Annotated in this window: 11 protein-coding genes and 2 pseudogenes; 7 read left to right on the forward strand and 6 right to left on the reverse strand. The window is 72.7% G+C overall.

Annotation, left to right across the window (positions count from 1 at the left end; translation table 11 throughout):
* The first annotated feature begins 6 nt into the window (after positions 1-6).
* On the forward strand, positions 7-1,182 hold the full coding sequence (locus B1L11_RS45115) for a Vms1/Ankzf1 family peptidyl-tRNA hydrolase (protein WP_143737215.1): 1,176 nt from the start codon (positions 7-9) through the stop codon (positions 1,180-1,182).
* Here B1L11_RS45115 and B1L11_RS12710 read toward each other — a convergent pair.
* The 3 genes and pseudogenes from B1L11_RS12710 to B1L11_RS12720 form a co-directional block, all read right to left on the reverse strand.
* Positions 1,091-1,701 (reverse strand): annotated as a pseudogene (locus B1L11_RS12710) (lactate utilization protein C). The gene B1L11_RS45115 and the pseudogene B1L11_RS12710 sit on opposite strands and share 92 nt — an antisense overlap.
* Positions 1,698-3,111, reverse strand: a pseudogene (locus B1L11_RS12715) (lactate utilization protein B). The pseudogenes B1L11_RS12710 and B1L11_RS12715 overlap by 4 nt, the downstream one beginning before the upstream one ends.
* Positions 3,108-3,845 (reverse strand): (Fe-S)-binding protein, encoded by a 738-nt coding sequence (locus tag B1L11_RS12720; RefSeq protein ID WP_079314660.1) that lies wholly within the window; start codon positions 3,843-3,845, stop codon positions 3,108-3,110. Before B1L11_RS12720 ends, B1L11_RS12715 begins: the two are co-directional and overlap by 4 nt.
* 91 nt (positions 3,846-3,936) lie before the next feature.
* Between B1L11_RS12720 and B1L11_RS12725 the strand changes: the two genes are divergently transcribed.
* Positions 3,937-4,677, forward strand: a complete 741-nt coding sequence (locus B1L11_RS12725; RefSeq protein WP_079314661.1) for a FadR/GntR family transcriptional regulator — start codon at positions 3,937-3,939, stop codon at positions 4,675-4,677.
* 20 nt (positions 4,678-4,697) lie between these two features.
* Positions 4,698-5,711 carry an LLM class F420-dependent oxidoreductase gene (locus B1L11_RS12730; protein WP_079314662.1) on the forward strand — a complete coding sequence of 338 codons (1,014 nt, stop codon included), beginning with the start codon at positions 4,698-4,700 and terminating at the stop codon, positions 5,709-5,711.
* Here B1L11_RS12730 and B1L11_RS12735 read toward each other — a convergent pair.
* A complete protein-coding gene (locus B1L11_RS12735) occupies positions 5,680-6,390 on the reverse strand; it encodes a hypothetical protein (protein WP_079314726.1) in 711 nt (236 codons plus the stop codon). The genes B1L11_RS12730 and B1L11_RS12735 overlap by 32 nt on opposite strands.
* A 75-nt stretch (positions 6,391-6,465) precedes the next feature.
* Between B1L11_RS12735 and B1L11_RS48150 the strand changes: the two genes are divergently transcribed.
* On the forward strand, positions 6,466-6,798 hold the full coding sequence (locus B1L11_RS48150) for a LysR family transcriptional regulator (RefSeq protein ID WP_256862485.1): 333 nt from the start codon (positions 6,466-6,468) through the stop codon (positions 6,796-6,798).
* Positions 6,795-7,340, forward strand: coding sequence for a LysR family transcriptional regulator substrate-binding protein (locus B1L11_RS48155; RefSeq protein WP_218671065.1), 546 nt, complete (start codon positions 6,795-6,797; stop codon positions 7,338-7,340). The genes B1L11_RS48150 and B1L11_RS48155 overlap by 4 nt, the downstream gene beginning before the upstream one ends.
* Here the strand turns inward: B1L11_RS48155 and B1L11_RS12745 are convergent.
* Positions 7,301-7,777 carry a hypothetical protein gene (locus B1L11_RS12745; RefSeq protein ID WP_079314663.1) on the reverse strand — a complete coding sequence of 159 codons (477 nt, stop codon included), beginning with the start codon at positions 7,775-7,777 and terminating at the stop codon, positions 7,301-7,303. The genes B1L11_RS48155 and B1L11_RS12745 overlap by 40 nt on opposite strands.
* Positions 7,778-7,976: 199 nt before the next feature.
* Here B1L11_RS12745 and B1L11_RS12750 point away from each other — a divergent pair, with 199 nt between their 5' ends.
* Both B1L11_RS12750 and B1L11_RS12755 read left to right on the forward strand, forming a co-directional pair.
* On the forward strand, positions 7,977-9,002 hold the full coding sequence (locus B1L11_RS12750; protein ID WP_079314664.1) for a DUF4328 domain-containing protein: 1,026 nt from the start codon (positions 7,977-7,979) through the stop codon (positions 9,000-9,002).
* 588 nt (positions 9,003-9,590) lie between these two features.
* Positions 9,591-11,720 (forward strand): GDSL-type esterase/lipase family protein, encoded by a 2,130-nt coding sequence (locus B1L11_RS12755; protein ID WP_143737217.1) that lies wholly within the window; start codon positions 9,591-9,593, stop codon positions 11,718-11,720.
* A gap of 79 nt (positions 11,721-11,799) precedes the next feature.
* On the opposite strand, the gene dnaE is transcribed toward B1L11_RS12755, so the two are convergent.
* On the reverse strand, positions 11,800-14,376 hold the full coding sequence (dnaE, locus tag B1L11_RS12760) for a DNA polymerase III subunit alpha (protein ID WP_306291647.1): 2,577 nt from the start codon (positions 14,374-14,376) through the stop codon (positions 11,800-11,802).
* Positions 14,377-14,446 lie beyond the last annotated feature (70 nt).

Consider the following 14,446-nt stretch of genomic DNA (forward strand, 5'->3'; position numbering starts at 1 on the left):
GGCCCGGTGAGACTGGACTTCATTCGCGGGCTGTACGAGCGGGGCGGCCCGTACGCCTCGGTATACGTGGACACCGACCGGTCGTCCGAGGGCGCGGCCAACGTGATCCAGCGGCGGTGGGCCCAGCTCAGGGAGCGGCTCGCCGAGGAAGGGGCGCCGGCCTCGGCCCTCGACCCGATAAACGAGCTGATGCTCGATCCCGTGTGGGCCGCGCCCGGCCGCGCCGCCTTCGCCAGGGAGGGCGAGGTCGTGCTCACCGAGCCGCTCGCCCACCGGCCGCGCCGGCAGACCGCGCGGTGGTCGCCGCTCCCCCACGTGGTGCCGCTGCTCGCGCAGCGCGGCGAGCACGTCCCCGCACGTCGAGGTGCTGGCCGACCGGGCCGGAGGCGACGTCGCCGTCGTGGCCGACGGACAGCGGCGCGAGCTGACCGTGGAGGTGGCGGACCCGGACCGCCGCTCCAGAAGACCGGCCAGGGCGGCTGGTCGCAGGCCAACTTCGACCGGGAGGTCGAGGAGGGCTGGCGCCGCAACGCCGTGGCCCTCGCCGAGGTCGTGGAGAAGGAGGCCCACGGCATCGGCGCGGAGGTCGTGGTGCTGGCCGGCGATCCCAAGGCCCGCGCGCTCGTGACCGACTACCTCGCCAAGGACGTCGTACGGCGGCTGACGGTGGCCGAGCACGGCAGCCGCGCCCCGGGCGCCGACCTGGACCACTTCCGGCAGGAGGTCGAAGGGGCCTGCCGGGCCTGGACCGATCGGCGCTGCGAGGAGCTGCTGAACACGTACGCGTCCGGCAACGCCGTGGCGGGCCTGACGGAGACGGCACGCGCGCTCCGCGACCGGCGGGTGGGCACGGTGCTGATGCACGACGACCCGTCCTCCACGGCCATGATGTGGATCGGGCCGGAACCCACGCAGTTGTCCACCGACCCCGCGGAGGCTGGCCGCCTGGGGGGTCGAGGAGCCCATGCGGGAACGCGCGGACGCCGCCCTCGCGCGGGCGGTGGCCGCGACCGACGCCGAGCTGTGGTTCGTCCCGCGCCTCGAGTCACCCGACGGCATCGGTGCGCTGCTGCGCTTCTGATCCGGAGGCTCAGGTCACGATCAGCACTTCGAGCGTGCGGGGGCCGTGGACGCCCTCGACCCGGTTCAGCTCGATGTCGCTGGTCGCCGAGGGCCCGCTGATCCAGGTCAGGGGCCGCGCGGGGGCGAGCAGGGCGACGGCGTCCGGCACCCCCGCGACGACCTGGGCGGCCCGCACCACGCACAGGTGGTAGTCGGGCACCAGCGTGAGCGCCCGGCGGCCCTGGCCCGGCCCGGCGTCGAGCACGATCGTTCCGGTCTCGGCGATCGCGACCGCGCAGGTGGTGAGCACGCCGTCCACGGCGTCCAGGTCGGCGGCGCTCAGCGGCGGGTCGTCGGCGACCGCCTCCACGTCCGCGGCGGCGAGCCATGGCGCGGGGAACCCGGCGGGCACGACGACCGCCGCGCCCCGCGCGCGGCGAGAGACAGTGCGACGCGCTCGGCCACGCCCGCCTCGTCCACGACGTGGACCACGGCGCGGTAGTCGCGGACCCGCTCCTCGAACAGGCGGATCTCGCCCGGCGTCTGGGAGGGCCCGCGGTAGGCGCGGGTGATCTCGACGTCGGGCACGCCCGCCAGGGCGCGGCGGACCCGGGCGAGGATCAGGTCGCGGGAGCTCATCGACGGCCTCCGTCCGTGCGGTCCCACCAGTCGCGGAACGATTCGCGGGGCACCTCGGGGAGGTCCCTGGTGTCGGTCCATCCGCCGAGCGGCCCCGGCAGCCTGCGGGGCACGAGACGGCGCAGCCGTCCCCCGGCCCGTTGCAGGCGCGCCAGCCGTCCCGACCGCTCGAACACCCATCCGGCCGCCGCCATCCCCGCGCGTTCCGGCCAGGGGTGGCGGCCCGGGCCCGCAGGTCCACCAGTACGGACGGGATGTCGATGGCCACCGGGCAGACCTCGTAGCAGGCGCCGCACAGCGAGGAGGCGTACGGCAGCGAGCGGTCGAGTTCGGACTCCATGCCGCGAAGCTGCGGCGTCAGGATCGCGCCGATCGGCCCGGGATAGACCGACCCGTACGCGTGGCCGCCCGCCCGTTCGTACACGGGACAGACGTTGAGGCAGGCCGAGCAGCGGATGCAGCGCAGCGCCTGCGCCCCACCTCGTCGGCGAGCACGCCGGTGCGGCCGTTGTCGAGCAGCACGAGGTGGAACTCCTGGCCCTCGGCGGCGCCGGTCCACGTCGAGGTGTAGGGGTTCATCCGCTCCCCGGTGGAGCTGCGGGGCAGCAGTTGCAGGAAGACCTCCAGGTCGCGCCAGGTCGGCAGCACCTTCTCTATGCCGACCACGCTGATCAGCGTGCGCGGCAGCGTGAGGCACATGCGGCCGTTGCCCTCGGACTCCAGCACGACCATGGTGCCGGTCTCGGCGATCGCGAAGTTGGCCCCGGAGATCGCCACCCTGGTCTTGAGGAAGCGCTCGCGCAGGTGGAGCCGCGCCGCCTCGGCCAGCGCCGCGGGGTCGTCGGTCAGGTCCTCGGGGGCGGGCCGGCCCCAGCCGGACATGTGCTCGGCGAAGATCTCCCGGATCTCCGCGCGGTTGCGATGGATCGCCGGGACGAGGATGTGCGAGGGCCGGTCGTCGCCCAGTTGCACGATGAGCTCGGCGAGGTCGGTCTCGTAGGCGGTGATGCCGTGCTCCAGCAGCGCCTCGTTGAGGCCGATCTCCTGGGTGGCCATCGACTTGACCTTGACGACCTCGGTCTCGCCCGTGGCCTTCACCAGCCCGGCGACGATCCGGTTGGCCTCGGCGCCGTCGGCGGCCCAGTGGACGCGGCCTCCGGCCGCCGTGACGGCCTCCTCCAACTGGATCAGGTATCTGTCCAGGTTGCGGAGCGTGTGCTCCTTGATCGCCCGGCCGGCCTCGCGCAGCTCGGCCCAGTCGGGCGCCTCCGCGACGACGCTCGCCCGCCTGGCCCGGATCGTCCTGGTCGCCTTGCGCAGGTTGAACCGCAGTTGCGAGTCCCGTACGGCTCTCGCGGCGTTGCGGGGGAAGGGCCGGGTCGCCGGCATGCCGAGGAAGGTGACGCTCATCGGACCCCCGCCGTCTCGGCCGAGCAGAGGATCTCGGCCAGGTGCATCACCCGTACGCCCGACTTCTGCCGGCCGAGCATGCCGCCGATGTGCATCAGGCACGAGTTGTCGGCCGCGCACAGCACCTCGGCGCCGGTGTCGAGGACGGCCCGCACCTTGTCGGCGCACATCGCCGCCGACACGTCGGCGTTCTTCAGCGCGAAGGTGCCGCCGAAGCCGCAGCACTCCTCCGCGCCCGGCAGCGGCACCAGTTCGATCCCCCTGACCTGGCGTAACAGCGTCAGCGGGCGGTCGCCCAAGTGGATGCCGCGCAGCGAGTGGCAGGTCGGGTGGTAGGTGACCCGGTGCGGGAAGTAGGCCCCCACGTCGGTCACCCCCAGCACGTCGACCAGGAACTCGGTCAGCTCGTAGGTCTTCGGCACGACCTGCGCCACCGTGTCGGCGAAGGGTCCGCGCGATCCGGCCAGCTTCGGATACTGCTCGCGGATCATGGCCGCACACGAGCCCGAGGGGACGACGACCGCGTCGTAGCCGCGCAGCGCCGCCACGCTGCGCCGGGCCAGCCGTACGGCCTCGTCCCGGTAGCCGGTGTTGGCGTGCATCTGGCCGCAGCAGGTCTGGGCGCGGGGGAAGTCGGCCTCCACGCCGAGGCGGCGCAGCAGGCGCACGACCGCACGCCCGGTGTCCGGGAAAAGCGTGTCGTTGACGCAGGTGACGAACAGGGCTACCCGCACATGCCCTCCCGGCGTGTATGGTCAGACCAAATATGGTCAGACCATACATCCTGGTTCGCCCCCGGCGACACCGGCATCGCGAGGAGCCGTATTGACCACCGACGAACGCCGGCGTCCGGACGCCCGCCCACGCGCCTTCGAGGAGGTGCTCGCCCGCATCGAGGAGCGGATCGCGGCCGACGGCCTGACCGTGGGCGACCGCCTGCCGGGCGAACGGCAGCTCGCCGAGCAGCTCGGCGTCGGCCGGTCGTCGGTCAGGGAGGCGCTGCGCGTGCTGGAGACCCTCGGGGTGGTCGCGTCGCAGGCCGGCCGGGGCCCGGACGCCGGGGCGGTGCTCACCTCCCGCCCGGGAAACGCGCTCACCGACCTGCTCCGGCTGCACCTCGGCCTCGCGACGCTCTCGATGCGCGAAGTGATCGACACCCGGCTGATGATCGAGCAGTGGGCCGCGGCCCGGGCGGCGGCTCCCGCACTGTCGACTCGCGCGCTGACGGATTCCGCGCGGACGGCGACGGCGCGGATGGCGGAGGCGATCGCGGCCATGGACGCCGCCCGCGACCCCGCCGAGTTCGTCGAGCACGACATCGCGTTCCACCTGGCCCTCGCGGAGGCGGCGGGCAACCGGCTGATCGTGGCGGTCATGCGGGCGCTGCGCGACGCCCTGCGCCGCTACGCCGTGGACGCGGTCGTACGGCTCGGCGACACCGGCGGCCTCCAGGACGACCACCGGCGCATCCACCGGGCGATCGTGGACGGCGACGCCGAGGCCGCGGCTGCCGCGGTCGCCGAGCACCTCGCACGTGCCTATCCGGACTCTGGCCCGGATGCTTAGAACGTGTTCTAATCACCCGTGTGGCCGATGATCTGAGACTCGGGCTGAACCTCGGGTACTGGCAGCGGAACGCCGACGACGCGACCGAGGTCGTGCGGACCGCCGAGCGGCTGGGATACGAGTCGGTGTGGACCGCCGAGGCGTACGGCAGCGACGCGTTCACCCCGCTGGCCTGGTACGGCGCCAGGACGAGCCGCATCAAGCTCGGCACCAGCGTCGCCCAGTTGTCCGCCCGGCCACCGGTGACGACCGCGATGACCGCGATGACGCTCGACCACCTGACCGGCGGGCGGCTGCTGCTCGGCGTCGGCGCCTCGGGCCCGCAGGTCGTCGAGGGCTGGTACGGCCAGCCGTTCGCCGCGCCGCTCGCCCGCACCCGCGAGTACGTCGAGATCATGCGCAGGGTGTGGCGGCGGGAGGAGCCGGTGACGAACCCCGGCCCGCACTATCCGCTGCCGCTGCCCGGCGGCCTCGGCAAGCCGCTCAAGCTGATCACCCATCCGCTGCGGCCGGACATCCCCGTCTACCTGGGGGCGGAGGGCCCGAAGAACGTCGCGCTCGCCGCCGAGATCGGGCAGGGCTGGCTGCCGCTGTTCGCCTTCCCCGAGAAGATCGACGCGATGTACGGCGACGCGTTGGCCGGCGCGAAACCGGGGTTCGACGTCGCCGCCATGGTCATGGTGGTCGTCACCGACGACCTGCGGGCCGCGCTCGACGGCGTGAAGATGATGCTGACGCTCTACATCGGCGGCATGGGGGCCAAGACCCGCAACTTCCACGCCGACATCATCGGCCGCATGGGCTACGCGGAGCAGGCCCGCCGCATCCAGGAGCTGTACCTGGCCGGCCGCCGCGACGAGGCGTTCGCCGCCATCCCCGACGAACTGGCCGACGGCATCGCGCTCCTCGGGCCGCTCGGCCGCATCCGGGAGCGGCTGGAGCTGTGGCGCCGCAGCCCCGTCACCACGCTGCTCGTCATGGGCCCCCGCGACGAGCCCACGCTCAGAGCCGTACGGGATCTGGTCCTCGGCTGAGCGCGGCCCGGCCGGCGGCAGCGGCGGCGAACGCGCGCACGAGCGGATGCGGCTGGCGCTCGGCCAGCTCGGGCTGGAACAGCGTGACCAGATAGAAGGGGTGGACGGGCAGCTCGGCCACCCGTGTCTCCCCTTCCTCGTCGTGGCCGGTGAAGCGCAGGCCGTGGGCCGCCAGGGTCTCCAGATAGGCGGGATCGGGGCCGTAGGAGCAGAAGTACCGCTCCACGGTCCGGTCGGCGCCGACGATCCGCTCGGCGAGCGAGCCGAGGACGAGCCGCACCGCCGCCTCGTGCCCGGCGAGGGAACAGGCGAGCTGCCTGATCAGCGGATTCGGAGCGTCCGGGTCGTTCTCCGCGTGGCTCACGCTCAGCCCGCACACGTGGCGCGCGTACTCCAGCAGCGCGTGCTGGAAGCCGGCGCAGGTGCCGAGCAGCGGGATCGCGTGCTCCCTGGCGGTCCTGGCGGCCGTGATCGCGCCCTGCTCGCTGCGGTAGGGGCTGCCGGGCAGGATCCAGACGCCGTCGAACCCGTCGAGATCGGCGACCTCGTCGGTCCTGATCCAGTAGGCGTCCAGGTCCAGTCCCTCACGCTCGCGCAGCGCGTCGAGGATGAGCGGGATGCGGGTGTGGGAGCGGACGGCGGGCGACCGGTCGCCCACCAGAGCGATGCGGGGTCTCATGACCTCCATGCTGGCGACGTGCGAACTTAATGACAAATGATGATTTCTGGGGTCTCCATAAGCGATTCTGATGTCGTGGACCCTCATCTGCTGCGCACGTTCGTGACCGTGGTCGCCGAGGGGTCGTTCTCGGCCGCCGCGGACCGGCTCGGCTACACCCAGCCCGCGGTGTCCCAGCAGATCGCCGCGCTTGAGGCCGACCTCGGGGTGCCGCTGCTCACCCGCCGCCCCGTACGGCCGACCCGGGCGGGCGAGCGCCTGCTGGAGCACGCGGGGCCGCTGCTGCTGCGGCTGCGGGCGGCGCGGGCGGACGTGGCGCGGCTGGCCGCGCAGCCGCGGACCCTCACCGTCGCCGGCAGGCCCGCTCCGCCCTCACGGCGGCTACGACGGCGGCGCTGGCCGGGGTGACGACGCTGCGCATCGCGGGCGCGGCGGCGGCCGTGGCGCTGGTGGCCTCGGGCGAGGCCGACCTCGCGCTGGCCGACGGTCCGGCCGCGCCCTCCGACCCGCTGAACCTCCCCGACGCGGGGCCGCTCACCACCGTCGGCGTACGGGAGGAGGAACTGGTCGTCGTGCTGCCAGAGGGGCATCCGCTGGCGGGCCGGGCCGGCCTGCGGCTGGACGACCTGGCCGACGCCCTGTGGGTGGACGCCCCGGAGGTGATGCCGCTCGACCGCCTACGCGCCGTGGCACGCCTCGAAGGGCTGCGGCCCGGCATCCGTTACGAGGGCCACGACCCGGCCGTCGCGGCGCGCCTGGCCGCGGCCGGGCACGGCCTGACCCTGCTGCCGGCGTCCGCCGCGCCGTGCGGGGTGCGGGTGCCGCTGGTCGCGCCGAGGATCGTCCACCCGGGTCGAACTCGTGCACGCGGCCCTCCCGCCCGGCCCCGCCGCCGAGGTCGTCCGCGCGCTCACGTCCTGAGCGACAGGTCGCCCACCGCGTCGGCGTAGTAGTCCGACCCGCCGAGGTGGAAGGCGATCTGGCGGAGCGTCCAGCCCGCGCCGGGCGAGCGGTCGAGCTGGTCCGGGGTCAGCGCCTCCAGGCGGGCCGTCCAGATCCGGGCGAGCCGGGTGAGCCTGCTGCGGGCCTCGTCGAGGTCCTGCCCGGTGAACGGGGCGAGGTCGGCCGCAGTGGTGATCATTGAGCCGTGCCAGTGGTCGGGCAGCGGCACGCGACCGGCCAGCCGGTCCTCGACCTCCGCCAGGTGGTCGACGAGGTGGTCGGCCACCCGCCTGATCGCCTTGTGCGGGGTGTAGATCCGGTCGCCCGACGGCACGGGACGGCCGTCCCAGGCGGTCCAGGTCGCCGCCAGGCGGAGCACGTGGTCGATCATCTCGGTGACGACCCGCGCGGGCTCGCGGTCGTCGGTCGGCGGGGCGTCGGTCATGTGCGGCCTCCGGAGTGCAAGGGGTTGTTCGGCGCAGGCTAGGGCCGCGGTGTTTCCACGTCCGCCGAAACGTCCCGGCGGGCGTTCTCCGGAGATGGGCGCGAACCCGTGCGGCTGCCCGGGGGCCGGACCGGATTAGCGGGATCGCGGACGGGATAAGAGTGAGGCAGGTCACACACCCGGCGCGGGGGGAGAACGCATGCGGTCCACGTCGTCAGCGGTGAGCCGGGCGGCCGCCGGCGTGTACGCGGCCCTCGCCGCCCAGGTCGTCTCGGTGGCCGCGCTCGCCGTGTTCGAGGAGACCCGGGGCAGGCGGCTGGCCACGCAGATCGCGGCCTTCGGCGGCGATCCCGCCTCTCCCGCCGCCCGGACCGTCAGCGGCGCGGCGACGGCGTTCGCCGTGCTGGTCCTGGTGACGATCGGCGCCACCGTGGCGTGCGCCGCCGCCTACCTGTCCTGGCTGCGGCGGGTCCGCCCGGACACGCCGCCCGTCACGCTCGCGGCGGCGTGCTTCGTGCCCGGAGTCAACCTCGTGGTCCCGCCGTTCCTGGCGGACCTGGCCTGGCGCGAGGGCCCGGCGAGCCGCACCCGGCGAAGCGGTGGCATCGTGCGAAGCGGCACCGGACTGGGCGAGCCGTACGGCGGCAGGGACCGGACGCGTTGGCTGGTCGTCCTCGCCTGCTGGTGGATGAGCTGGCTGGCCGCGCTCGGGCTGGTGTTCACCGGCCCGGCACGGGACGGGCTGACCGGCCTCGGCATGCCACAGGCCATCGCGATCGCCGTCGCGGCGCTCCTGTGCGCCTCGGCCGTCCACGAGGTCACCGCCCGGCACGCGGACGCCGGACGGAAGCGGGCGGCGCGGCCCGCCGTCCGGCCGCAGGTCCGCCTCACCCCTGCCATCGACTCTGCTGTCAACCCTGCCGTCAACCAGGTCCTCGACCAGGTCCTCGACCAGGTCCTCGACCAGGTCCTCGACCAGGTCCTCGACCAGGTTCTCGACCAGGTTCTCGACCAGGCCGAACGGCCGTCCGGCAGGCCCGTCGCGACGGCGCCGGCCGCCCGTGCGGCACGCGCCGGGCGCGCGGACGGCGACGGGGAGGATCACCGACCGAGCGACGGCCCCGAGCCGTCGGAGCCGGTGTGCCAGAGCCGCCGCTGGGGCTCCCCCGGGTGGCCGGGGAACCACCCCTCCCGCACGGCAGGCGGGGCGCCGTTGTCGGAGTAGGGCGACCCCCGGTAGCCGTTGCCGTACTCGATGGGCCGCGGCCGGCATCCGCTACGGGGGTTACGACACGGCCGTCGCCGCGCGCCTGGTCGCGGCCGGGCACGGCCTGACCCTGCTGCCCGCGTCCGCCGCGCCAAGCGCGAGCACACCTGCCCGGCGGGCCGATCGCGGCGGTGTGGGACAACCAGGGTGCGCACGTCGGGCCGACCATGCGTGCCTTTCGTCGAGGCGCACGCGTGGCTGACCGTCTTCCGCCTGCCGCCCACGCCCCGAGCTCAACCCGGCCGGGGGTGTGGGCCGACCTCGGCTTTCCAGCCTCGGTATCGCCCTTTCGGTGAATGGCGCCTCTCGCGGGCCGGGCCGGCTTGTCGTGCCGCTGACGAGCCGAGATCTCTTACGTCAGACAGGGTTCACATCGTGGTCATCCGACGCATGATCGCCGTCAGTTGAACAGCGATACCTTTCCACGGGTAGCCATTGTCCCGGTATATACCACAGTTACCCATATCCGCAAAATGCTCCTCTTTTAGGTGGAATATGTATCGCACACGCCGATTAGCATTATCGTCCCGTCGTGTCCTTATTTCCGTGCTGTCCATCGTGGTGGCCACTGCGATGGTGGTGTCCCTCGCTCCCGTCACTCCGGCGCGAGCGGCGGCCCGGGACCTCACCATCACACTCAACGCCTCCGACCTCGGGGTGACCCCTTCCGTCCTTCGGGACATGGTCCCGGAGATGCAGGCGGAGATCAGAGAGCACGGCGGACTGGGCGACACGCTCAAGGAGGCGGTCGCGGACAGCCCGACCCCCGTGAGTCCCACCGTCGACACCTCGGTGTGGCCGAATTTCGGCGGCACGGTGAACGTGACTCCCGACGGCGCCGGCCTGGTCCTCACCATCCCGGCCGCGGAGATAACCACCTCCAGCTTCTGGCAGCAGGTCGCCACCACGGCGATCGCCTGGGTCGTCGGATACGGGCTCAGGATGCTGTGCATCGCGTCCTTCACAGCCAGCGGGGTGCTCGCCGCGACCATCCCGCTGATCTGCACCCCCCTTCAAACCACCGTCACCGGCATCATGGCGGCGCTCGTGTCGCACGCGTTCGCGGGAGACCTGGGCTCCCCTGAGGCGACCAGGGACATCATCATCGCCGGGATACTCGGACTGGCCGGGGGCTACATCTGGGAGAGATACCTCTCTCCGTGGGCGAAGGCCAATCTCGCCGATGCCATCAAGAGGGCCGGCACCTGGATCAGGTCCCAGGTGCCCTGGGTCGACTCCTGGTTCGGAGGCGTGGTCGCCCAGAGGGTGGAGCAGCTCGGCTGGCGGTTCCAGGAGCTGGAAGACCTCATCGCCGAAGAGACGGCGGCATGGGCCGGGGTTTCCTCGAACCTTCAGCGGAATCTGCGGATCATGGCGCTGGGCGACTCGATCACGTACGGCGCGGGCAGTTCGAACGGAGGCGGTTACCGGCCGGCTCTCAGCACCATGTTGAGAGAAGACGGGGCCACCGTCACGTTCGTCGGCTCACAGCACTCGGGCCCGGCGCCCGACGCCCACGAGGGGCACTCCGGCTGGACGATCTCCCAGATCGCCGGCATCACGGACTCGGCGATGGCCACGTATCGGCCCAACGTAGTGCTGCTGCACATCGGCACCAACGACATGAACAACAACGACAACCCGGACGGCGCGCCGGCCAGGCTCGGCGGCCTCATCGACCAGATCTTCCGGGCCGACCCCAATGTGACCCTCCTGGTCTCGACCATCGTCCCGTCCAACTGGGGGCCGACCCAGGAGCGGATCCTGCGGTTCAACAAGGCGATCCGGTCGGAGATAGGGGCGCGGTGGGTCGCCGGCAAGCACGTCTACATGGTCAATATGAACCCGGTGACGCTCACCGATCTGGCCGACCTCCTGCACCCCAACGACTCCGGCTATCTGAAGATGGCGGCATTGTTCTACCGCGGCCTGGTGGACGTGGGGCGGGCCGGATGGATAGCGGCATCCGACGGCGGGACCCCGGCCGGCGGCCCCGTCAGGGGCTGGTTTCCCCAGAACACGATCGCGTCCGGGACCTTCGGCGGAGCCACCGGCAGAGTCGTCTACGCCGACATCGACGGTGACCATAAGGCCGACTACCTCCAGGTCAACTCCAACGGCTCCGTCCAGGCCTGGCTGAACGGCGGCCCCAACCCCAAGGAGCCCACTGGCAGCGACTGGTACTGGTGGCCGCAGGGCACCATCGCCGGCGGCGTCGGCGCACCAGGCGGCAACATCCGCTTCACCGACCTCAACGGCGACGGCAAGGCCGACTACGTGAAAGTCAATGACGACAGCTCGGTGCAGGCCTGGCTGAACGGCGGCCCCAACCCCAAGGAGCCCACTGGCAGCGACTGGCTCTGGTGGCCGCAAGGCACCATCGCCAGTGGCGTCGGCGCACCCGGCAGCCGTATCCGCTTCGCCCCGCTCTTCGGGACCCGGTCCGCCGACTACATCCTCATGGGCGACGACAGCTCCGTTCAGGTCTGGCAGAACGGCGGCCCGAAGCCCAGCGGCGGCGACTGGTACTGGTTCCCCGGCGGGCAGATCGCCAGCGGTGTCGGCGTCGACGGCACCCGGATCCAGTTCGCCGACCTCAACGCCGACGGCCGGGCCGACTACCTCGACGTCGACCCCCAGACCGGCTCCACCCGGGCCTGGATCAACTTCGGCTGAACACACGGCGGGACCGGACAGCGCTGTCCGTCCCGCACCCGGAAGCGCCGGGAAGACAACACCGGCAGGGCGGGGAGGATCAGCGGCCGGGCGGCGGCCCCGAGCTGCCGGAGCTGGCGTGCCAGAGCCGCCGCTGGGGCGCGGCCGGATGGCCGAGGAACCGCCCCTCGCGTACGGCCGGCGGGGCGCCGTTGTCGGAGTAGGGCGACACCCGGAAGCCGTTGCCGTACTCGATGGCCCGTCCGCCCACCCCGGCGCCGGGCGCGGGCACCTCGCTGATCACCGCGCGTACGGCGTCGAGCCCCTGGGTGCGCCACACGTGGTCGAGATCGGCGAGGTTCCAGCAGTGGACGGCGCGCAGCGAGACCGCCCTGCCCCCGGTGCGCCGCACCACTCCCCTGGCGGCCAGCAGCCACGACCCGAACACGGTCGCGGCCGTGTGCGCCTGCACCGACTCGAAGAACGTCAGGTCGATCGGTCCGGTGGAGTCGTCCAGGGTGGTGAAGATGACCCGCTGCCCCGACCGCACGGCGGGCGTCTGGGTGGCGACCTTCACCCCCGCGACCAGGATCTCCGCGCCGTTGCGCTGCCGGACCAGGTCCCTGGCCCGGGTCACGCCCAGCGCGTCGAGCAGGTCGCGGTAGAAGTCCATGACGTGGCGGCTCACGTCCATGCCGAGGATCTCCAGCTCGGCCTCGACGGCCTCGGCCTCGGTCATCTCCGGCAGTTCGCCGGGCGTGACCCGATCGGTGAACCCCATCGGGAGCTGTCCCGCCGCGCCCACGGGAGAGCCGCGGTCGAGCGCGCCGACCTGGGCGATCAGGTCGCGCCTGGTGAGCCGTCCGGGCCGCCAGCGCGGCTCCCCCGGCCGCAGGCCGTGCAGCGCGTCGAACCCGCCGACCTCCACGATCCGCTCCGCGACCGGCCGTGAGGGCCGGGCCCGCTCCCAGAAGTCGGCCAGCGAGGTGTAGGGCCGGCCCGCGACCATGCGGTCCACCTCGGCCTCGCTCACCCCCCGGACGGCCGAGAACGGCACCCGCAGGCCGTACCCGCGTCCGAGCTCCCCGGGGCCGTCCTCCGCCGGACCCGTACGCTCGACCAGCCAGGTCTTCCCCGAGTGGTTGACGTCGAGGGGCAGGACGTCCACCCCGCACTGGCGGGCCTCGTCGAGGATGACCCGGCTCGGGTACATGCCGGGGTCGTGGGTGAGCACGCCCGCGAGGAACGCGGCCGTGTGGTGCCGCTTCAGCCAGGCCGACTGGTAGGTGGGCAGCGCGAACGCCGCCGCGTGCGCCTTGCAGAACCCGAACCCGCCGAACGCGTCGAGCACCTTCCACGCCCGCTCGACGACGTCGGGAGCGTAGCCGTTCTCCCTGGCGAGCGGCACGAACCAGGCGCGTACGGCCTCGCGGCCCTCCGGCGTCCCGAGGGCGCGGCGGACCCGGTCGGCCTCCGACAGCCCCGACCCGGTCATGATGTCGATGACCTTCATGACCTGCTCGTGGAAGACGACCACCCCGTTGGTCTCCCTGAGCACGTCGCGCAGCGACTCGTGCGGGTAACGCGCCTCGCGGAAGCCGTGCCTGGTCTCCAGGTAGGGCGTGACCATATCGGAGTTGACCGGTCCCGGGCGGAACAGCGAGATGTCCACGATCAGGTCGTGCATCGTGCGCGGCTCCATCTTGGCGACCAGTTCGCGCTGCCCCGGCGACTCGATCTGGAAGCAGCCGATCGTGCGGCTGAGGCGGATCATGTCGTAGGTGTCCCGGTCGTCGCGCGGGACGGCGTCCAGGTCGATCCGCCGTCCCTCGACCCGCTCGACCTCCTGGAGCGCGTAGGCGAGCGCCGACTGCATGCGCACGCCGAGCACGTCGAGCTTGAGCAGGCCCGCCTCCTCGACGTCGTCCTTGTCGAACTGCGACATCGGGAAATCCAGCAGGCTGCGCTCGACCGGCGTGCGGTCGCGCAGCGTGGAGTTGCCGATCAGAACGCCGCAGGGGTGCAGCGCGATGTGCCGGGGCAGCCCGTCGAGTCGCTCCGCCAGACGGAACACCGTCTCCAGCGACCGGTCGTTCAGCCCGCTGTCGCGCAGTTCGGGCAGGTCGGACAGCGCGGCCCTGATCTGCCTGGCCCGCACCTGCGGGAACGCCTTGGCGATGACGTCGATCTCGTGCGGCGGCAGGCCCATGGCGGCGCCGACGTCCCTGATCGCGCTGCGGGCGCGGTAGGTCTCCATCATCGACACGCAGGCCACCCGGTCCTCGCCGTACCGGTCGAGGATCGCGCGGTAGCAGTCGAGGCGGCGGGCCGACTCCACGTCGATGTCGATGTCGGGCAGGCCCTTGCGGCCCTCCGACAGGAAGCGCTCCATCAGCAGGCCGTGTTCGAGCGGGTTCACCTCGCCGATGCCGATCAGGTAGTTGACCAGGCTGCCCGCCCCCGAGCCGCGGATCGCGCACCGCACGCCCATCGCCCGGATCATGTCCGTGATGCCGGCGACGGACGTGAAGTAGCCCGACAGCCGCTTCTTCTCGATCACATGGAGTTCGGCGGCGAGCCGGTCGCGGGCCTCGGCCGAGCGCTCCAGGCCCCGCCGCTCCAGTCCCTCCTCGCAGCGGCGCCGCAGCAGGGGCAGCGGGTCCTCCGCCGACCTCAGGCAGGTGGAGCCGGGGCCGCTCGGGTTCGAGCAGGGGCACGATCTCGACGGGGTCGAGCACGCACCTGTC

The organism is Microbispora sp. GKU 823, assembly GCF_002027145.1.
Taxonomy (GTDB): domain Bacteria; phylum Actinomycetota; class Actinomycetes; order Streptosporangiales; family Streptosporangiaceae; genus Microbispora; species Microbispora siamensis.

Excerpts from the sequence above, each read along its gene's own strand:
- B1L11_RS12735 (WP_079314726.1), bottom strand. The coding sequence starts at position 6,390 with ATGAGACCCCGCATCGCTCTGGTGGGCGACCGGTCGCCCGCCGTCCGC.
- B1L11_RS12745 (WP_079314663.1), bottom strand. The coding sequence starts at position 7,777 with ATGACCGACGCCCCGCCGACCGACGACCGCGAGCCCGCGCGGGTCGTC.
- B1L11_RS12750 (WP_079314664.1), top strand. The coding sequence starts at position 7,977 with ATGCGGTCCACGTCGTCAGCGGTGAGCCGGGCGGCCGCCGGCGTGTAC.